Source organism: Paraburkholderia sp. FW306-2-2C-D06C (genome assembly GCF_058781505.1).
This window is the reverse complement of the sequence record NZ_JBYSWU010000010.1, coordinates 1-18,937: the sequence shown is the minus strand read 5'-3', so window position 1 is coordinate 18,937 and position 18,937 is coordinate 1. Positions and strand designations below refer to the sequence as shown.

The 18,937-nt window shown below is 61.1% G+C and carries 16 protein-coding genes and 1 pseudogene; 4 read left to right on the top strand and 13 right to left on the bottom strand.

Features of this window, described 5'->3' with window-relative positions; translation table 11 throughout:
• Positions 1–11 precede the first annotated feature (11 nt).
• The 4 genes and pseudogenes from AC3WLT_RS09840 to AC3WLT_RS09825 form a co-directional block, all read right to left on the bottom strand.
• Entirely contained in the window at positions 12–476 is a 465-nt protein-coding gene (locus AC3WLT_RS09840; RefSeq protein ID WP_492591692.1) for a hypothetical protein, read from the bottom strand.
• 3 nt (positions 477–479) lie between these two features.
• Positions 480–2,897, bottom strand: a complete 2,418-nt coding sequence (locus AC3WLT_RS09835; RefSeq protein ID WP_492591691.1) for a peptidase M23 — start codon at positions 2,895–2,897, stop codon at positions 480–482.
• 6 nt (positions 2,898–2,903) lie between these two features.
• Positions 2,904–5,276: a type VI secretion system Vgr family protein gene (locus tag AC3WLT_RS09830; RefSeq protein WP_492591690.1), complete on the bottom strand. Its 2,373-nt coding sequence runs from the start codon at positions 5,274–5,276 to the stop codon at positions 2,904–2,906.
• A gap of 268 nt (positions 5,277–5,544) precedes the next feature.
• Positions 5,545–5,959 (bottom strand): annotated as a pseudogene (locus AC3WLT_RS09825) (porin); the annotation flags it as partial.
• A 65-nt stretch (positions 5,960–6,024) separates the two neighbouring features.
• Between AC3WLT_RS09825 and surE the strand changes: the two are divergent.
• Positions 6,025–6,804: a 5'/3'-nucleotidase SurE gene (gene surE, locus AC3WLT_RS09820; protein WP_492591689.1), complete on the top strand. Its 780-nt coding sequence runs from the start codon at positions 6,025–6,027 to the stop codon at positions 6,802–6,804.
• Between the two features lie 98 nt (positions 6,805–6,902).
• On the opposite strand, the gene AC3WLT_RS09815 is transcribed toward surE, so the two are convergent.
• Positions 6,903–7,526, bottom strand: a complete 624-nt coding sequence (locus tag AC3WLT_RS09815) for a glutathione S-transferase family protein (RefSeq protein ID WP_492591688.1) — start codon at positions 7,524–7,526, stop codon at positions 6,903–6,905.
• Between the two features lie 385 nt (positions 7,527–7,911).
• Here AC3WLT_RS09815 and AC3WLT_RS09810 point away from each other — a divergent pair, with 385 nt between their 5' ends.
• Complete coding sequence (locus AC3WLT_RS09810) at positions 7,912–8,490, top strand: NnrU family protein (protein WP_492591687.1); 579 nt, start codon at positions 7,912–7,914, stop codon at positions 8,488–8,490.
• A 223-nt stretch (positions 8,491–8,713) separates the two neighbouring features.
• Here AC3WLT_RS09810 and AC3WLT_RS09805 read toward each other — a convergent pair whose 3' ends face one another.
• The 4 genes from AC3WLT_RS09805 to AC3WLT_RS09790 form a co-directional block, all read right to left on the bottom strand.
• Positions 8,714–9,496, bottom strand: coding sequence for a DUF899 domain-containing protein (locus AC3WLT_RS09805; protein WP_492591686.1), 783 nt, complete (start codon positions 9,494–9,496; stop codon positions 8,714–8,716).
• A gap of 52 nt (positions 9,497–9,548) precedes the next feature.
• Positions 9,549–10,178 carry a glutathione S-transferase family protein gene (locus AC3WLT_RS09800; RefSeq protein WP_492591685.1) on the bottom strand — a complete coding sequence of 210 codons (630 nt, stop codon included), beginning with the start codon at positions 10,176–10,178 and terminating at the stop codon, positions 9,549–9,551.
• 95 nt (positions 10,179–10,273) lie between these two features.
• Complete coding sequence (locus tag AC3WLT_RS09795) at positions 10,274–10,705, bottom strand: SRPBCC family protein (RefSeq protein ID WP_492591684.1); 432 nt, start codon at positions 10,703–10,705, stop codon at positions 10,274–10,276.
• Positions 10,702–11,037, bottom strand: coding sequence for an ArsR/SmtB family transcription factor (locus AC3WLT_RS09790; protein WP_492591683.1), 336 nt, complete (start codon positions 11,035–11,037; stop codon positions 10,702–10,704). The genes AC3WLT_RS09795 and AC3WLT_RS09790 overlap by 4 nt, the downstream gene beginning before the upstream one ends.
• 292 nt (positions 11,038–11,329) lie before the next feature.
• Between AC3WLT_RS09790 and AC3WLT_RS09785 the strand changes: the two genes are divergently transcribed.
• Positions 11,330–12,334 carry an aldo/keto reductase gene (locus AC3WLT_RS09785; RefSeq protein WP_492591682.1) on the top strand — a complete coding sequence of 335 codons (1,005 nt, stop codon included), beginning with the start codon at positions 11,330–11,332 and terminating at the stop codon, positions 12,332–12,334.
• Between the two features lie 11 nt (positions 12,335–12,345).
• Here AC3WLT_RS09785 and AC3WLT_RS09780 read toward each other — a convergent pair whose 3' ends face one another.
• Complete coding sequence (locus AC3WLT_RS09780; protein ID WP_492591681.1) at positions 12,346–13,497, bottom strand: branched-chain amino acid ABC transporter substrate-binding protein; 1,152 nt, start codon at positions 13,495–13,497, stop codon at positions 12,346–12,348.
• Between the two features lie 129 nt (positions 13,498–13,626).
• Positions 13,627–14,856 carry an NAD(P)/FAD-dependent oxidoreductase gene (locus AC3WLT_RS09775; RefSeq protein ID WP_492591680.1) on the bottom strand — a complete coding sequence of 410 codons (1,230 nt, stop codon included), beginning with the start codon at positions 14,854–14,856 and terminating at the stop codon, positions 13,627–13,629.
• Positions 14,857–15,264: 408 nt separating this feature from the next.
• On the opposite strand from AC3WLT_RS09775, the gene AC3WLT_RS09770 reads away from it, so the two are divergent.
• Positions 15,265–16,668: an aminotransferase-like domain-containing protein gene (locus AC3WLT_RS09770; protein ID WP_492591679.1), complete on the top strand. Its 1,404-nt coding sequence runs from the start codon at positions 15,265–15,267 to the stop codon at positions 16,666–16,668.
• 61 nt (positions 16,669–16,729) lie between these two features.
• Here AC3WLT_RS09770 and AC3WLT_RS09765 read toward each other — a convergent pair whose 3' ends face one another.
• The gene (locus AC3WLT_RS09765) at positions 16,730–17,800 is read right to left on the bottom strand and encodes a rhodanese-like domain-containing protein (RefSeq protein ID WP_492591820.1); all 1,071 of its coding nucleotides are present in this window, start codon (positions 17,798–17,800) and stop codon (positions 16,730–16,732) included.
• A 147-nt stretch (positions 17,801–17,947) separates the two neighbouring features.
• Positions 17,948–18,601 carry a peroxiredoxin gene (locus tag AC3WLT_RS09760; protein ID WP_492591678.1) on the bottom strand — a complete coding sequence of 218 codons (654 nt, stop codon included), beginning with the start codon at positions 18,599–18,601 and terminating at the stop codon, positions 17,948–17,950.
• Positions 18,602–18,937 lie beyond the last annotated feature (336 nt).

Here is an 18,937-nt window from a genome sequence, read left to right as displayed (position 1 = left end):
TTGCCTATTCATTACTTGATAGTCGACAAACGAGTAGTGCAAAGTTTAGGAGTATTTTGATCATAATAGGTGCTGATAAGACGGCGCCCCTTTTTATCGATACGAAGGTTATTAAACTCATCGCCACATGACGGAAATCGCTCCACAAACTCATTAGTCAGGGGAGAGAATGTAAAAACCCTAGAAATCGTGTACGTCCCCATTCCATCGTCTATGTACCACACCGAAAACCCAAGTCGCCCACTAAAATCATAGCTATCCACCTCGACATGAGGAGTCTTTTCCGTATCAAGATTTATAATCCCTTGCTTACTTCCATTTTTGCCATCTACCCTCCACATCAAATCGCCACCTTTAACCTCAACCAGCGCCTTAGTTCCTGCGGAAGGTGAAAAAACTTTACAGCCATCGGCGGCTCGCGTCGAAAATGACACAGCAAATAGCACGACAACCAGGAAAATCCTGATAATTCTCATAAATTACTCCGGCTTAAGCATATTTGCTAAAATTGAGTTTTTTGGGTGAGGAGGATTAATCAACATTGTCTCGCTCACGTCTACCCCGTCACCCAGCATGCGCAACATAAACATTGAATATGCCTGCCTTTCGTAGTATCCGTTACCACCCCCATTGACCAGTCGATTTATAAAGCCGAGATCCGACGCCGAAAAATTCTTATCGGCGACTCTATTAATACTCAACCCTTGAGAAAAAGCTTTCGACACCCAATAGAACCCACCAGAATCACATGCGTACTCCGCATCTTCTGCAATGATATCCGGATCATAACGCGGAAACCAAAGCATCAAATGTCCACCATCGCCTGGATTCGCCGAATAATGGCGTGAAGTCGTCGTGATACGATGAGCCACACCCGGTAGCCGCTCAACGTAAGAACCACTATTGTTATCAGGAATAGCTCGATACTTCCCATACGCCTCAAAATTACTGGCCCACGTGAGCTGCACAATTCCACGGCCATAAAATGGACCATAGTATTGGGTTGCAGGGTTGGCAGCAGAATGCTGACCAAATCCCCATTCGTGCATAAGACGTCTTGTGCCACCAAGATTACGCCATTGAGCCGTCTCCAAAAGCACTTGAGCCAAAAACACAGCGATTCGTTTTGAGTCGTCCCCAATATACTTCCTAAGACACTTGTTCAGCGCAACCACATGATTTTGGACACGCTGGCGTGCGATTGCCAGTGTCACCCTATATGTATCGTTATCGGTAGTAATGGCTCTCCGAGGACTACCGCTTTGCGTGTAGAACGGATAGCGAGGGAATGTGGCGGCTAATTCGTCTTGGTTCAGCCACCCGCATTTCCTGAAATGCCTGATAAACGCAAGCGGGTGGAAGAACCAGAGCTTCTGGCCGGCTGTCAGACCGGTCGCGTCCCACAACTGGATTTCCTTAAGGTAATTGAGGAACTTGTTGTAGCCTTGCGTATTACCGTGATAGAAGCCGCCTTCATCGAGCAGCTTCGTGTAGCGCGTCTGATTGTTCGTGCTGTCCCATTCACTGGGTGCGTTGCAGATAAACCCGCGCAGCGCCTGGCGTACGCCATCGTGGCCCTTGACGTAGCTTGAAAGCGCGTCCGCCTTCTGCACTTCTGTCGTTTCCGCCGACACCGTAGGCTGTTCGTTATCCCCAGCGTCCTTGACGAGTTTCTTGAGCGTATCGATATCGCACATCCCGTCGCTGCTGAATAGCGCATTGCCTTCGCTGATCTTCTGCCAGCCCATGAAGAACGGGAAATCTGCATCCGAGAGCTTCTTGATGTTCGGATCGTTGATGTCGATATAGCCGAACTGCCCGGTCGCATAGGGTACGCGTACCCATGTCACACGCTGGCTGGGTACGTCTACTGGATGCGGGTTGCCAGGTAATGCTCCGTCAACGGGAGGCGGCGAGTGGGCGGCCTGGTCCGTCAACGTGGCCGGTGTCGAAAGAATACGCCCGAAGCGCAGAAGCTCATACCCGTCACTCGGACACGCCTGATAAAGCGCCGTGGCACGTTGGTAAAGGTTGTATTCGTAGTCCTTCTCCTCGTCGGCCTGCGGCGTGAGCAGTGTGCAGGTCCCGTCAGTTGCGACGCTCCAGACATTGGTGTATTTCGCCCCCTTGCTGAAATAGGTCTCCACAGCCAGCGGCAACGCGTTTGTGCCCACGTGGCCCGGACGAAAATCGATGCCGTGCAGATTGTTGTCCGCACCCGTTCCTGTGGGCCGCGCATAGAACTGCTGACCGGCGGGAATCGTGTAATAGGTGTGTCCCCAGCAGTCCGATGTCGCCGGCGTGTCCGGTGAGGTATTGCCAAGCTGCGTTTGGCCGAAGTACGTATCGAAATCCCCCGGCATCATGAAGATTTCGAAGTGCATGTACGTCAGGCCCTGGTAGCGTCCGAGAAAACCCACGATGTCCTTGCGCTTGACCTTGTTTACGCCGCCCGACACGGCAGGCGTCACCTGTCCCGTGGAAGCGGCACCGGAAGGCATACGCAGAAATTCAGGTATCTGCGCCGCATCATGTCCAAATGACTGGTACTCCCCCAGCGGCAACAGATGCATGTAGAGCGAATAGAACGTCAGCGTGCGGCCATCGCCCGTTGCGGTCGAGTGTTTGAGCAGGACGAAGCCCACATTGCTGTTGCCGGAATCGATTGCATGCTGGCAAACCCGGTATGCCACTACCTCGCCATCTGCAATGGCATACACCGGGCTGTGCATCTCTGGCGCCAGATGCACCCCGCAATGCCAGCGCCGGTCGAATGCCACCGGATAGATGCCGTGAGCCAGTTCGAACCGGTCGACGGCGTCCATCATGGGATCCGACTTCGAGGCGTCGGTCGAGGTCAGGCCCGATTCGGGCAGAAAGGGAGGGCTGATAATCATGGCGTTCTAGTGCGTATGCGGGTACCGGTCGTCGAGTTGCAGGTCGCTTTTCGGCAGGACAGGTAACGTGGCGGCGACGTTGTCCGGCCCCTGGAAGGTGAATGAGGCCGCCTTGATGACGAATGCACCGGGGCAGTGGAAGGTCATGCCGCCGTTCTCGATCACGAGCGAAGCTCCGCCGCTGTTGAGCGTGATCTTCGATTTGGCTGCCACCTGGACGTCCGCGCTTTCGCTCGCGACACGTAGCTGCTTCTGCGCGAAGAGATCCATCCCGCCCGTTTGCGCCACGACCGAGACCTTCCCCTTCGCCGCGGTCAGGCTCAGCCCGAGCTTGTGTGCACACAGCGAAATCATGTCACCCGCCACCATGCGCAGCCGCTTCACGATGCTCACATCCATGTTCTGGCCTGCGGTGACGATCACGTTCTCGCCTGCCGAATGCTGCGCCGATTTCGGTGTCACGAACGCCATGCCGCCCGGGGCGCTGGCGAGCAGCCCCGCGTCGCGAAGCTGGTTCAGCCCGTCCAGCAGCGCCGACTGCGCGGCGCGGTCGGCCGGGTCGGCCCCGGCCTGCGTGGTCGCCGCCGCCAGATCCGTCACGCGCTGTAGCGCGGCCCTCAGCTGCGCGACGGCCGCAGGCATGTCCAGGTGCGGGCTATCGGCTCCGGCCGCCGCGTCCGCCGAGAAGAACAGCCCCCTGGCCGCGCGCATCGTGCCCCACGCCTGGGTCGTAATCTCGAACCCTTCACCCCGTTTCAGTTTTTTGCTGTCGAGCAGGTAGCCCTGGTTCACCGCCGACTGGCTGTACACCGTGGCGATGCGCGCGCTTTCCTTGCCCTGCAGGTCGTTGAACACGATCTCCGCGCCGCGCAGCGGCGAACGCCAGATCGCATAGCTGAACATCGCCTGCGCACCATGCACTACGTCCGGGTGCGAATAGTCGTGCAGTGCTCCCGATATGTGAATGCGGTCCACATCGTTATGGGCCGCTTCGAGAAGAACCTCAGTGCGCGGCAGCAGGGGCGAATGGCAGCCGCCCTGCCAGGACGAGGACGGACGCAGCAGGCGCAGGTTGAGCAGTTGCTTGTCGGTGCTGTCCGACCCCTGCAGGAATTTGGGGAGAACTGAATAGCGTCCGTGCTCATCCATGCACCCGTAAGGCGTGCTGTCAAACGTCGTGACCACGCCGACGACGGGGCCACCCAGAAAACGCCAATGCTTCTCGTAGTCGAATCTGGGCCGATACACCAGGTGCGCGGGCATTGCCTTGAACCGGTTGTGCGCCGGTTTTGTGCGGCTGCCTTCCATCTCCATCGAGGTGATCACGAACCCGTATTCCGCGCTGGGCATCTTCGTGTTGGTCAGCTTCACCACCACACCCGGCATGAGGCCCTTCACGTTGCTCGTACCGGACAGCGTCGCCTGACGTGCTACCTGCTCCTCGCGCCGCGTCTGCGCCAGCGCTTCGCCCGCGTCCTGCGTCAGATGAAATTCCGCGCTTCGGTTGATCTGGCCGAACACCGAGCGGTCGCCGTCCTCATCAGAGACGCTCGCCGTTGCCCGCAGTGGATCCTCCGGGGTGCGATAGTTACGCTCCCACAACTCGACCGTGGCCGGTACCAGTGTGCGTTCTTCGTTGACCGAAAGCGCCGCCTCGTGCCAGTTGCCCGTGAGACCGGAATCCGGCATCAGCGGCACGTCAATCGAACGCACATAGGCGCGCGGATTGTCCGCGAACACGATGGTGTCGAGTTGCCCCTGCTTGCCGCGCCCCTGTTTGTAGAACCAGAAAAGGCCCTTGCGCCGGCAATGACGTGCGATGAAGTTCCATACGGATTCCTCATACATCACCACCTGTTCGAACTTCTCCTGCGCCCCCTCCAGATTGAATTCGACATCGAACGCGTCGAAATTCTTCCGGTCGACCATCAGCTCCGTGATAATTTCCTGAAGGGTCTTGTCCTTAAATGTCCGAGACCCCTGTATTCGCTTGAGCAGCGCGGAAAACCGTGGTTCGATGCGCAGCCTGTAGGCGGCCTCATCGCGGCTCGTGCGGATACGCTTCCAGCGCGTGACAACGCCATTGAAGGTGGCCGCCGCGTGGTCGACGGGATCGATGTAGCCCGCGGAGGGAACCGCCACACGCTCGTCAATCTGCAGGCCCGCGCGCCGCCCGACACAGAGCTTGCCATCGATGTCCAGGCGCGCAGACGTGACCGTGACATCAACCCTGTAGTCCTTGCAGAACCCCGCACGCACCTTGAAGTCGAGCACGTCGAGGCCGAGATCAAGCGTGCCGATCCAGATCCCCAGATGCTGGCTGAGGCGCGCGCTCGGATGCCGCAGCGCATCCGTCAGGGTCTTCGTCACAGCATTCATACCCATCCCTGTTCTGATGAAAAGAACGATGCGATATCGTTGAAGTCGCAACTTTTGTGGGTGATATTTAGGGGCAGCAACAGGAAAACGTCAATTGAGCGGAGTGAAGGATGTCTGAATTTTTCAACAATTAAGTCACATATCAATCAATCAGATTTCTCCTATTTTTTGAGATGAATTGAGCGTCTTGTGCCAAATGCCGTTCAGGTCTTAACTGAACGGCATTACCGCAAACGCGGACTTTTCTGCTGACTGCTATACCGGCCGCCTAGAAGCGGTGACGGATACCCACCGTGCCGACAACCTGCGCGTCGGTCGACGAGCGGCTTACGCCGACGATATCCGCGGTGATGCCGGAGTTACCCGTGCTGCTGACGTGCTGGTATGCCGCTTCGGCGTACACGTCAGTACGCTTGGACAGCGCATAGTCGGTCTGCACCGTGATCTGGTGGTACTTCGGGCTCGCGCCGTCGAGGCGCGCGTCGGTGAACGTGTAAGCGCCCGACAGCGTCCATGCCGGCGTGAACGCGTAACGGCCGTTCACTTCGTAGTTCGTGAATCGGGCGCTGCCGCTCGTCAAGGCCAGCGCGCTCGAGGTGCCCGCAGCCGATGCTGCCGATCGACGTCGCGTTATTCAGTTGCGTTTGCGTGAACACGAAGCCTGCGTTCGCCGCGCCGAATGCACCACGCCCTTCCTGATAGCCGGATAATGGGGCTTCCGTTTACCGATCGAGAGGAGATTGCTGCGATGTCTGCCTATGAATCCAAAGTGCCGCGGGTCCTGTTGACGAACGACGACGGTATCGACGCACCCGGTCTCGCCGTGCTCGAAGCGGTTGCCGCCGAACTCGCACACGAAGTCTGGGTGGTCGCGCCCGAACATGATCAGAGCGGCACGTCGCACTCGATCAGTCTGCATTCGCCGCTGCGGGTCAGCCGCCAAGGCGAGCGGCGTTTCGGCGTCGTGGGCACGCCCGGCGATTGCGTCGTGATGGGCGTGCGGCATCTGATGCGCGACGCGCCGCCCGCACTCGTTCTCTCCGGCGTCAATCGCGGCGGCAATCTCGGCGTGGAGACGATGTTCTCCGGCACGGTCGGCGCGGCCATGACGGGTCTGTTGCTCGGCCTGCCGTCGTTCGCATTGAGCCAGACTTTCAGCGATCGCGACAAGGTGCGCTGGGACACCGCGCGAACACTTGCGCCGGACGTGATCCGTCAGTTGCTCGCGATCGAACACGATGTCCCGACCTGCCTGAACGTCAATTTCCCCGATGTCGACGCCGCCGCTGCCGGCCCGCTCACGCCGACGAAGCAAGGCGTCGGACTCGTCGAGGATATCGACGTGCTGCCGCAGGTCGATCCGCGTGGCTTTGCCTATCACTGGTTGCGTTTCCAGCGCGGTGCGCGCGCGAACGACCCCGATAGCGAAACGGCTGTCGTGGCCTCGGGCCGTGTGTCGGTGACGCCGCTGGCCTTCGATCGCACGGATGAACGCACGTTCGCGAAGCTCGCCGCGTCGTTGCGCTGATGGCCGGCTCGCGTGCCGCGCTCACGGCCTATGCTGCCTATGCTGCCTATGCTGCCTATGCTGCCTATGCTGCCTATGCTGCCAGCTTACGTTGCCGGTTACGGTATCCCGTTGCTGCAATAGGCGGCAAAACCCGGGCGTTCCGCCAGGCGTTCGAAATAGTCGGACACCGCCGGGAAATGAGGATGTTCTAGCGGCGTGCTGAACCAACGGTTCACGGATAGCCCCACCGGAATGTCGGCGAGCGAGAATCGCTCGCCGGCAACGAATGCCCCGGTAGCTTGAAGCTGCCCATTCAGTATGCCCATGTGTCTCGCCCAATTCCCGCACGACAGACCGATCTCGTTGCGGTCCTGATGAGCGGGCGATTTCCTGACCAGACCGAGAAACGCATAGCTCCATGAACGATTCAGGTCCGTTGCCTGCCAGTCCATCCACTGATCGATGCGGGCGCGCGCCAGCGGATCGGCCGGATAAAGATGCGCGCCGCCGTAGCGGGACACAAGGTAGCGAATGATCGAGTTGGATTCCCAGAGAACGAGGTCCTCGTCCCTGATGACGGGCACGAGGCCATTGGGATTCAGGGAAAGAAATTCAGGCGTATCGGTCGATCTGAACCCCACGCCCCAATTCTCCTGTTCGAAGGGAAGTTGCAGCTCGGCACACGCCCAAAGAACTTTGCGGACATTGATGGAGGATGCCTTCCCGAGTATTTTTAGCATGCAAAGTCCTTGCAGTTGAGCGCTCGACCATTCTAGAAAAGCGCAAAAGTCGTTGAAATGTACAGTTCCATGCGCATGGCCCGGTCCACTTCTGGACAGCTCCAGATGTCCGTCGATGATCTGAAAACCACGCTAGCAAGCTACTGGAACCAAGCTGCGGTGCACGAGTGCGGCGGCGCATCATGACAATAGCGTGTCAGGCGGCTACGCCTCGCCGAATGTCATGCTCGAGCGCTACGCGAAAAATTCACCTACTCTCTCTACGAAGCATGGTAGCTTCGCGATCAGCCTTCACGGCTGGCGGCGAAGACCGGCGATATGCCGCCCGCATATGCCGTCCGCTCAAGACAAACCGATTTGAAATCGATCCACGGTGGAGTCCGACATGACAATACTGATCCTGGGATTGCTGATCTTCTTAGGCGTGCATTCAGTGCGCATTGTCGCCGAAGACTGGCGCGGCGCGCAGATCGAACGTATCGGCGAGAAGCGCTGGAAGGCCATCTACTCCATCGCTTCGGGCATCGGGCTGGTGCTGATCATCTGGGGCTACGGACTGGCGCGCGCGCATCCCGTGTCCGTATGGATTCCGCCGACGTGGGCGCGGCACGTGGCGCTACCGTTGGTCGCCATCGCGTTCATCCTGTTGCCTGCCGCGCATGTCCCGAACAATCACTTCAAGACACTGCTCGGTCATCCAATGGTTCTGGGCGTGCTGCTGTGGGCCTTCGCGCATTTGCTGGCGACCGGCACGCTGTCGGCAATCGTGCTGTTCGGCGCATTCCTGCTGTGGGCAATCGTCGATTTCATCGCCTCGCGGCGACGCGACCTGCTCGCGGGAACAACCTATCCGCCGGCCAACGTGGCGCGCGACGGCATCGTTATCGTCTCCGGACTTATCGCATGGGCGTTGTTTGCATTCGTACTGCACGGATGGTTGTTCGGCGTGCGCCCGATGGTGTAGGCAACGCCATGCTCCTTCGGGGCGATCCGGCAGGTGCTCCGTCCTCGCCACGGGGTTGAGACGCCACGGAGCGCGATTGCGCGGAAACATTGGCCAACCGCGATGAATGCGATCGCTATCCGGCGCAGCCGTGCGCCGCGAACCAGAAACGTCCTGAATCGGGTTCGCCAGCCGGCCAGCAAGGTCATTGCAAGCGCAACAATCGCGCAGCACATCGCTCAGTCTATGTATGAGCGCCGCAAGCGCATGCCGGAGCATGATAGCGGCCGTTGACTTCGACGACTCCACCCTGGCCATACATGTTGTGCGGCCGGGCCCAGTCGCACAAAGAGTGAGCCGGACCGTTCTCGTTGCGGCCCTTCGGCAACACGTCCAGTAGCCCGTAAATCCCAAGGAACTGCTCGCCGCCACGGCCAAATGTCGAATAGGTCAGGAAGATCTCGCCAGATGCGTTCCTGAAGAAAACGCTGTCGCCCGAGAGATCCTGCAGTCCCGCGGCCCAGTCCGGCGCCGGCTGAAAGTTATAGAGCGCTTTGCCTGAAGCGATCTGCTCGGCCGTAAAAGAAACATGGAAATCGTAGTTGAAGTCGCTGCGCGAGGAAGACACCCACCGGAAGCGCCATCCCATACGCTGGCGCACCGCCTCTATTTCGGCAATCGGCGCCCGCGCGACGGCGACATAGCTCACGTCATGGTTCTCGAGGTGCGGCAGCAGCGGATCGATATGATCCACCTCGAGCGAACACCCCACGCACTGATGCTCGACGCCTGGTCCCATCATGAAGTGCTTGATGAAGAGCTGGCTGCGTCCGTCGAACAGGTCCGACAGCGTAACCTGCCCATCTGGCGCGTCGAATACATACTCCTTTTCAATTTTCATCCAGGGCAGCTCGCGCCGCTCGGCGGCGAGCGCGTCCCTGCGATGCGTCAGTTCCTTTTCCCTGGCGAGGAATGCGACCCGCGCCTTGATCCATTCATCAGGCGACACAACGCTGTGCGTTTCCATGTTTCAATCCTTTCCGAAGTGTGGGCGGAGTTAGGAGCAGCCCGGCAGAAACTCACGCGCTTACCGCCGTTCTCGCCGGAAACGGCTCCCGCCATGCGTCGATTGCGTTGAGCTGATCATGCCAGCGCTGGACCTCCGGAAACTCGTCCAGAGGCATCGCCGCCCGTTTCGCGTAGGGAAGCGTCACTGCGACGGAAAAGTCGGCAACCGTGAGGTCATCGCCGACAAGCCACTTGCGGCCCTTGAGATGCTGATCGAGCACACCGGCAAACTTGCGAAACATGCCCTGCGCTTGAGCTACCGCTGACGGATCAGGGTCGCCGAGTCCGATCTGCGGCTTGATAAGGTATTCGAAGTAAAGCGACCCGCCATGCCGATAAAAATGCTGGCTGTTCCAACTGAGCCAACGCACGACATCGATCTGGCGTGCGCCCTCCGGCCAGAGACCTGAACCCGTGCGTTGCGCCAGATGGCAGATGATGGCGTCGGCCTCCCAGATGCGCCTGTCGCCGTCAACCAGACAGGGGACCTTGCCGTTCGGGTTGATCGCCAGATAGCCAGGCGCGTTCTGTTCGCCTTTCCGCAGGTCGACAAAGACATACTCCATCGGCACGCCGAGATACTTGGCGACAGCGCATGCTTTCCGGGGAGCCAGGGTTTCAGCGTAATAGAGCTTCATCATCGACCTCTGCATGAGTTGCATCTGATTTGACGATCATGTCTTGCGGCCTCCCGAAGCACCGCATGGGACGCGCTTGCAGCACCGGTCTCTTCCAGTCAGGCGAAGAGCGCTTCGAGCTTGTCGAACGCGCCGTTCCAGCCGACGTAGTGGTTGTCGCGCGCGACTTCGTCGAAGAACTGGGCATGGGTAAAGTCGAGCTCGGTGCCTTCCGCGACAGGACGCAGCCGGATCGTCACGAGGGACCGGCGTTCGGGCATGGTGACCCACTCCCACGTGAAGACGAGCTTGCGGTCCGCTTCGACTTCCCTGTATTCCCCGCGGCAATCGTGCGTTTCGCCGTCCAGCGTCTGAAACACGACGCGGAAGCGGCCACCGACGCGCGGGTCGGCTTCGGCGCTCAACACCGGTCCGCCGTCAGGCCCCCACCACCGCGCCATCAGTTCGGGCTGGGTCCATGCTGCGTAGACCTTCGCCGGCGACGCCTTGATGCGCCGGACAATGGTCAGGCTCGGCTGCTCCTTGATCATTCCTCATCCTCCTCAACAAAGCCGGCGAGTCGATCGAGGCTGGCGGACCAGAACCGCTCGTAGCGCTTCAGCCAGGCCATCGCCTCTTCCATCGGGCCCGCGATCAATTCCACCGAAACAGTTCGTCCACGCTTGGTGCGCGACACCAGGCCCGCGTCGCTCAGCACATCGAGGTGCTTCATGACACCGGGGAGCTTGAGCGGCAGCGGACGGGCGATCTCCGTGATCGACAAGCCGGGCTCCCGCTCGAGACGCGCGAGAATCGCCCTGCGTGTGGGGTCCACAAGGGCGGAAAAAGTACGATCGAGTTGACTGACTGGAAACTTCACCATGTGGCGAACTATAGGCGATGATTTTCCGCTGTCAAGACGTCGTTCAGGTTTTCATGCGTCATTCATGAATCTCGCTCATGTGGGTTTGCCGATTCCGCCGTCTAGTCACGTGTCTTCGCGGCCGGTAAATTTGCGGCTTGGACAATCGAACCGATAAAGGGCGAATAGCGCCCGCGGGGCGCCGTCAATGGTCTGACGCCAGGTGCGTCCTCGAGGACCGCGAGGCTCGACGAGCCGGATCGACTTTTGGGGCAATTTCAATCTCAGGCGCAGCCTGAACGGAGTACGCGTGATGGATTATCGATATTTGGGCCGCAGCGCCCTCAAGGTCTCGCCCTTGTGTCTGGGCGCGATGATGTTCGGCGGTGAGACCGACGAGGCAACCTCGAAACGCATCATCGACAAAGCGTACGATCAAGGCGTCAATTTCATCGACACAGCCGACGTCTATCACGCAGGGCGTTCGGAAGAGATCGTGGGGCGCGCCATTGCGGATCGGCGCGACAACTGGGTCGTCGCGACGAAGTTCGGCTTTCCGACCGCTCAAGGTCCGAACGAGCAGGGTCAGTCGCGCAAGTGGATCATCCAGTCGGTGGAAGCGAGCCTGAAGCGGCTCGGCACCGACTACATCGACATTCTGTACTTCCACCGGGCGCTCACCGACGCGCCGCTGGAAGAAGGCGTGCGCGCGATCGGCGATCTGATCCGTCAGGGCAAGATCCGTTACTTCGGCGTGTCCAATTTCCGCGGCTGGCGCATTGCGGAAATCGCGCGTCTCGCCGATCAGCTTGGCATCGGCCGGCCGGTCGCCAGCGAGCCGCTCTATAACCTCGTCGATCGCACGGCGGAAGTCGAGCAACTGCCGGCGGCGCACCACTACGGCCTGGGCGTCGTGTCGTACAGCCCGCTGGCGCGTGGCGTGCTCAGCGGCAAATACGCCGTGGATGCGCCGCCACCCGCCGACTCGCGCGCGGGCCGCGGCGACAAGCGGATCCAGCAGACCGAGTGGCGGCCGGAATCGCTCAAGATCGCGCAAACGATCGCCGAGCATGCAGCGAAGCGCGGTACGACTTCAATTGCCTTCGCTCTCACATGGGTACTGAAGAACCGGCTGGTCAGCAGCACCATCGCGGGTCCACGTACTGAAGCGCACTGGGACAGCTACGTCGACGCGCTGAAGCTGCAGCTCGGACCGGACGACGAGAAGCTGGTCGACAGCCTCGTCGCACCGGGCCACGCATCGACGCTGGGCTATACCGATCCCGGCTATCCGATCGAGGGGCGCCGCACGGTTTAACACGCGCAACACTACACCCCGCTGCCGCCCACCGTCTTCACGCTCTTCCATTGTCCCTGCTGGACCTGGAACAGTGTGTAAGGCGGCTTGATCAGGTCGCCGTACGGATCGAACGTGATCTTGCCCGTCACGCCCGTCACGCTGACTTTCGACAGGTTATCGACGATCTTCGCGCGGTCGAGCGAATCGGCGCCGTGAATCGCCTTGATCATCGCCAGCGCGGCGTCATACGCAAACGGCGCGTACAGTTCGACATCCTGATTGAAGCGCGCCTTGTAACGCTTGCCGAACTCCTGCGCGGCCGGCAGCTTGTCCAGCGCCGGACCCGGCTCCAGATCCTGCGTACCGTCTCCCGCCGTGCCGGAAATCTGCAGGAAAGCATTGCTCTTCAACGCACCCGCGCCGAACAACTGGGCGGGCATGCCGAGCGAGCGCATCTGCTTGACGAGCATCGCGCCCTGTTCATCCAGGCCGCCGAAGAAAATCAGATCGACGTTCTTGCTCTTGAGCGTCGTCAGGATCGCGCGGAAATCGACGGCTTTGTCGTTGGTGAATTCACGGTCCACGATGTTGCCATTCGCTTCTTTCGCGCCTTTTTCGAACGCGTCCGCGAGTCCTTGCCCGAATGCCGTGCGATCGTCGATGATGCCGATGCGCTTCGCCTTCATCTGCTCGACCACGAAGTGCCCCGCCACCACGCCGCCGATGCCGTCGTGCCCCATCGTGCGAAACACGTTCTTGTAACCCTGCTTCGTCAGCTGCGGATTGGTCGAACCCGGCGTAATCATCGCGACGTTCGCCTGATGGTAGACCGTCGAGGCTGGAATGCTGCACCCCGAGTTGTAGTGGCCGATCACGCCGACCACGCCGTCATCCACCAGTTTCTGCGCGACCTGAATCGCCACGCGCGGATCCGCCTGGTCATCCTGAACGTCGAGCACGAACTTGACCGGCTTGGCGCCGATCGTGGGATGCCTGGCGTTCTCTTCATCGAGCGCCAGTTGCGCGCCGTACTGCAAATCCTTGCCGACCCGGGCAACCGGGCCGGTCAACGGTCCGACAAAACCAATCTTGACGACTTCCGGATCGGCAGCCCACGAAATCGGCACGTGCGTGCCGAGTGCGCAGACGGCCAGAGTCAAAAGCCAATAGCGGCGATTCATGATGCGCTCCTTGCGAGATGTCACGTCGCGCGTTGTGTCGATCGACCGGTTCGATGCGCGACGCGTCGAAACCGTCCTGCGATGCCTACGGTGAAACTTGAACCTGTGCTGCGAAACCCTCCGCGAAATCTAGAAACGTGTGGCCGCGTACGGCGCGAGATCGAGTGGAGGCTCGCGCTGCGCGATCAGATCGGCGACGATACGCCCGCTCACGCCGGCCAGCGTCAACCCAAGATGCTGGTGGCCGAATGCGTAGATCACACGTTCGCTTGCACGCGAACGTCCGAGCACCGGCAAGCCGTCCGGCAAGGTCGGGCGAAAACCAAGCCAACTGCTGTCGGGCGTATCGAGCGCGGGCAACGCGCGCTTCGACGAGAACGTCAGCAGGTCGAGCAGCGAGCGATTACGCGTGTCGCTGAAGCCGCCGAGTTCGACCGTGCCCGCGACACGAATGCCGTCGCTCATCGGCGTCATGTAAAAGCCGCGCTCGGCCCAGCCGACCGGCCGTGAAATCAGCTGCTGCGCGCCTCTATAGCGCACGTGATAACCGCGCTCGGTATCGAGCGGCACCACATCGCCGCATTGTTTGGCGAACTGCGCGGAGCGCGCGCCGGTCGCGATCACGACGTGGCTGAAAGGCCGCGCGGCGCCGTTGACCATCAGACTCACGCCATCGGCCGACGGCTGCACGACGCTGACCGCCGAGTGATGCAACGCCAGCCCTTGCGCGGCAAGCCGCTCATAAAGCGCCTGCAAAAAGCCCCGCGGATCGGAAAAATGCCAGCTGTCGCTGAACAGCACGCCGCGCTCGAAAATAGGCGCCAGCGACGGTTCGAGCCCGCGGATGTCCGCGCCGGCAAGCACGTCGAACGCCACGCCGAGCTTGCGGCGCAGATCGAGTGCGGCACGCGCGGCGTCGAACGAAGCCGCATTCGAATACAGATAAAGACACTCGCGCGGCCGGACGAAACGCGCGAGTTCCGGATCCGCCAGCAGCGGCGCGTAACCGTCCTGCGCGTGAGCGAGCAATGCGGCGAGTGCGCCGGCGCTCGCTTCATAGCGGCGCGGCAGCGAACTCACCATGAAGCGCACGAGCCACGGCGCCAGATGCGGCAAATACTGCCAACGCAGCCTGAACGGACTGTTCTTCGACAACAGGAAGCGCGGCAAATCGCGGAACACGGACGGGTTGTTGACCGGGATGCACGCGTAGTGCGCGAACGTCCCGGCATTGCCGAACGACGCGCCCTGCCCCACGCCGGACGGATCGAACAGCGTGACGTGATGACCGTCGCGCATCAGCGCCGCGGCGCTCGCGAGGCCGATGAATCCCGCTCCGACGATGGCGATATCCGGCATTACTTGCGCCCTTCCAACGCTGGTGCGCCGATCCGCGACAGATATCCGGTGGCGGCGCCGGGGTTCGGGGCGGCCTCGGGTACGGCGAACGGCGCAAAGCTCATGGGAAAACTCCAGCTGACAGTTCCAGGACACCGCCCGGCGATGCCTCAAAGCACCCTAACCGGACAAACTCTGGCATCTAGAATCACACAATATTTTTTTGTGTGCAATTAAAACGAGCCTTGTGTGGTCCTGGCATTTTCCCTGGATGGTGATTGGCGCACTCCTTGCGGCGTGTCGCGGTGCGGCAGCCACCTGCCGGGAACCCCATCGACTGAGGCTTGCAGTCGGGCTTGTGTGGTATAGAATCGGCACACATCCGCAAAACTGCGGACAAAGACGATTTTGTATGGAGACATCTGACTCATGGCTTCTGGCAAAGACGCGGCGCAGCGCGCCAACGGTGCGCCGGCGCGGGCGAAGCGCTCCACGTATGTCGAGGTGTCCAGTTCGATCGAGCACGAGATTCGCAGCGGCGTTTATCCGCCCGGCAGCCGTCTGCCGCCACAGCGGCAACTCGCGACTGAGCTGGGCATCAACGTGTCGACGGTGTCGCGCGCGTACAAGGAATTGCAGTTGCGCGGGCTGGTGATCGGCAGCAAACGGCGCGGCTCGCTCGTCACCGGCGGCGCGATGCCGAGCGTCGAGCCCGCGCAGGCGGCAAACAACGCGGCGATCGATCTGACCGTCAACCGGCCGGCCACCGGCGAATTTCTCACCTGCCTCGCGCGCACGCTCGCGGACTTGCCGCAGGATCCGCGCTACCCGCAACTGCAGGAATACCAGCCGCCACAAGGGCCGGCATGGGCGCGCGCCGCCGGCGCTCGCTGGATCGCCGCGCCAGGCTTTGCGCCGACGCCCGATCACGTGGTCGTGACAAGCGGCGCGCAGCACGGCCTGTATGCCGTGCTGAACAGCCTGATCGGTACGGACGGCGTGATCCTCGCCGATCAACTCACCTACTACGGCCTGAAAGCGCTCGCGCCGGTTTTCCAGTTCGAAATCGTCGGCATTCCGAGCGACCGCGATGGCTTGTTGACCGACGCAGTCGAAGCCGCCTGCCGGCGTATGCCGGTAAAGGCCATCTTCACGGTGCCGAATCTGCAGAACCCGACTGTCACGACGATGAGTCTCGAGCGCCGCATGGCGCTCCTCGACATTGCCCGACGGCACGGCGTGGCGATCATCGAGGACGACGTCTATGGACCGCTGGTGTCGCAGCGGTTGCCGACGATCGCGAGTCTTTGTCCGGAACTGACGTTCCATATCGGCGCCACCTCGAAGATCCTCGCGCCTGGACTGCGGCTCGGCTATCTGCTCAGTCCGCCGGACAGTTCCGCTCTCTGCGCGGAAGCGGTGCGCACCACCGCATGGATGCCCGCGCCGATGTCCATGCTGATCGCGTCGATCTGGATCGAGGACGGCACTGCGCGCCATATCATGGACGCGCAGCTCGCCGAAATTCGCGCGCGCCAGGATCTCGCGCGCGAGCTGCTGCCGCAGGAGCTGCTGCAAACCGATCCGGCGTGCATGTTCGTGTGGCTCAAGTTGCCGCCGCCGTGGCGTGCGGATGATTTCGCTGCGAATGCGAAGGCGCGCGGCGTGGTGGTGATGCCGTCGTCGGCGTTTGCCGTCGACCGTTCCGAAATCGAACACGGCGTGCGGATCAACCTCGCGTGCGCGACGAGCCGCGATCAACTGGTGAGCGCGCTACGGCTGTTGACGGGAACGCTCAAGGACCGTCCGCGAGCGCTGTTCGGGACGATTTGATCCCGCCAGACCATTGAACCGCTAAGCCATTCAACCGCCAAACCGCTATGGCGAAGGACGGCTACATGCTGCCGTTCTCGACGGCGCGGCCTTCCGCGCGCCAGCGAAGCATGCCGCCGGCGAGATTGGCGACGGCTTCGAATCCTGCCTGCCGCAGGATCGCCGTGGCTTGCGCCGACCGTCCGCCGGCCCGGCAGACCGTCACGATCGGGCGCTCCCGCGCGAGTTCGCTGGCGCGTGCCGCCAGCTCGCCAAGTGAAATGAGCCGGGCATCAGGAATGCGCCCTAGCGGCCCGTCGAACTCGGCAGGCTCGCGCACATCGACGATCTGGACTGAACCGGGATTGTCCTCGAGCCATTGCGGATCGATTTCCCAGATGCCCGCAAAGGTGTAGGTCAGCGGCGCCCAACCGGGCTCGGCCATTTGCGTGGGATCGCCCGCGGCGACTCCGCATTTCAGGTTCGCCGGCACCGCAACGTCGATCTGCCTGGGATGCGGCAGACCCAGATTCGTCATGTAGACAGCGAAGTCGTCCTCGCAGAGCGCACCGCCCAGGCGCGGATTGAAGCGCCGCTCCTCGCCCACGCTCGTGACGGTCAGACCGCGATAGTCGTGGGCCGGGTAGAGCAGGCACGTGTCGGGCAGCGTGAAAATCTGCTCGTGGACAGCCCGGAACAGCGCGCGCGCATCGCCGTGCTGGAAATCCGTCCGGCCGGTTCCGCGAATCAACAGGCAATCGCCGGTCAACGCCATGCTCTCGTCGTCGAGCACGAGGCTGATGCAGCCATTCGTATGACCAGGCGTGGCACGCACCGTCAGATACCGTGCGCCGAATCCGCATCTGTCGCCATGGCTCAGGTAGCGGTCCGCGCCCTCGGCGCCGCTCGCGGCCGATATCGCAATCCGGCTGCCCGTGCGCTGCTTGTGCAGCCACGCGCCGGTCACGTGATCGGCGTGAACGTGGGTGTCGATTGTATAAAGCAGGTGCAATTGCAGCTCGTCGATCAGTGCCGTATCGCGGCGTACCTGCTCGAATACCGGATCGATCAGCACGGCTTCCGCGGTTGCGCTATCGGCAAGAAGATAGGTGTAGGTGGACGACTGCTGGTCGAACAATTGCCGGAAGATCAGCACGATTGCGCTCCGTCGCCCACGCTTACGGGCCCATGAGAATGGCGGCAGAACCAGCGCCGCCGAACCGCCCTGCAAACCGCAGGATTCACGGCGGGCGCCGGCCCGGATTGGCCGGCACTCGCCGCGCGGTTTCAGCCGCCCCCGTTACATCGGTTGCTGCACGTACCGCAGATACGGCTTCAAGGTTTTGAATCCCTGCGGATATTTCTTCTTCGCGTCATCGTCCGAGACGGATGTCGGAATGATGACGTCGTCACCCGGTTTCCAGTTCACCGGCGTCGCCACCGTGTGTTTTGCGTTCAGTTGCAGTGAATCGAGCAGGCGCAGCACCTCGTCGAAATTACGGCCCGCGCTCATCGGATACACGAGCATAGCCTTGACCTTCTTGTCGGGTCCGATGAGGAAAACTGAGCGTACCGTCGCGTTGTCCACGGCGGTGCGCGGGCCGCCGCTCGCGTTCGGGTGAATCATGTCGTAGAGCTTCGCGACGCTCAGATCCGCGTCGCCGATCAACGGGTAGTTGATGGCATGTCCCTGCGTTTCTTCGATGTCCTTCACCCACTTCTGGTGGTCGCTGACGGGGTCCACACTGAGTCCGATGATTTTCGTGTTGCGCTTGTCGAACTCCGGCTTGAGCCCCGCCATGTATCCCAGCTCAGTGGTGCAAACGGGCGTGAAGTCCTTCGGATGCGAGAACAGGATCACCCACTGGTTGCCAATCCACTCATGAAAATGGATCGTCCCCTCGGTAGTTTCGGCGGTGAAATCGGGAGCTTCTTCTCCTAATCGAATCGACATCTTCATCTCCATGGAACGGGTGCGCCAAGGTACCGCCGCGGCTGTCGAAGCGGCGGCGCCCGGCTACCTGGGTTGTAGTCAGACGAATGGTTGATTGACGATCGGCCGCCGGCTCATTGGACTGCTTATGGGACTCTGCTCATTGGCCTGCACTGCGGGGAGAACCTTCCGCGAACGCAGCAGATTCAGAGGCCCCTTTCAATAGCCGTAATGCGGGAGGTCGCGTCTATAGCGTAGAACAAAATAAGGCTTTCACTATGGCCATCATGCAGTGCAAACCCGCAGGCCGTTGCGGCGACGGGATGCTCGCTGTGGTGCCGGCGTGGCACCGGCGGT

Coding starts and splice junctions, on each gene's coding strand:
- AC3WLT_RS09840 (WP_492591692.1), bottom strand. CDS start 476: ATGAGAATTATCAGGATTTTCCTGGTTGTCGTGCTATTTGCTGTGTCA.
- AC3WLT_RS09835 (WP_492591691.1), bottom strand. CDS start 2,897: ATGATTATCAGCCCTCCCTTTCTGCCCGAATCGGGCCTGACCTCGACC.
- AC3WLT_RS09830 (WP_492591690.1), bottom strand. CDS start 5,276: ATGAATGCTGTGACGAAGACCCTGACGGATGCGCTGCGGCATCCGAGC.
- surE (WP_492591689.1), top strand. CDS start 6,025: ATGTCTGCCTATGAATCCAAAGTGCCGCGGGTCCTGTTGACGAACGAC.
- AC3WLT_RS09815 (WP_492591688.1), bottom strand. CDS start 7,526: ATGCTAAAAATACTCGGGAAGGCATCCTCCATCAATGTCCGCAAAGTT.
- AC3WLT_RS09810 (WP_492591687.1), top strand. CDS start 7,912: ATGACAATACTGATCCTGGGATTGCTGATCTTCTTAGGCGTGCATTCA.
- AC3WLT_RS09805 (WP_492591686.1), bottom strand. CDS start 9,496: ATGGAAACGCACAGCGTTGTGTCGCCTGATGAATGGATCAAGGCGCGG.
- AC3WLT_RS09800 (WP_492591685.1), bottom strand. CDS start 10,178: ATGATGAAGCTCTATTACGCTGAAACCCTGGCTCCCCGGAAAGCATGC.
- AC3WLT_RS09795 (WP_492591684.1), bottom strand. CDS start 10,705: ATGATCAAGGAGCAGCCGAGCCTGACCATTGTCCGGCGCATCAAGGCG.
- AC3WLT_RS09790 (WP_492591683.1), bottom strand. CDS start 11,037: ATGGTGAAGTTTCCAGTCAGTCAACTCGATCGTACTTTTTCCGCCCTT.
- AC3WLT_RS09785 (WP_492591682.1), top strand. CDS start 11,330: ATGGATTATCGATATTTGGGCCGCAGCGCCCTCAAGGTCTCGCCCTTG.
- AC3WLT_RS09780 (WP_492591681.1), bottom strand. CDS start 13,497: ATGAATCGCCGCTATTGGCTTTTGACTCTGGCCGTCTGCGCACTCGGC.
- AC3WLT_RS09775 (WP_492591680.1), bottom strand. CDS start 14,856: ATGCCGGATATCGCCATCGTCGGAGCGGGATTCATCGGCCTCGCGAGC.
- AC3WLT_RS09770 (WP_492591679.1), top strand. CDS start 15,265: ATGGCTTCTGGCAAAGACGCGGCGCAGCGCGCCAACGGTGCGCCGGCG.
- AC3WLT_RS09760 (WP_492591678.1), bottom strand. CDS start 18,601: ATGTCGATTCGATTAGGAGAAGAAGCTCCCGATTTCACCGCCGAAACT.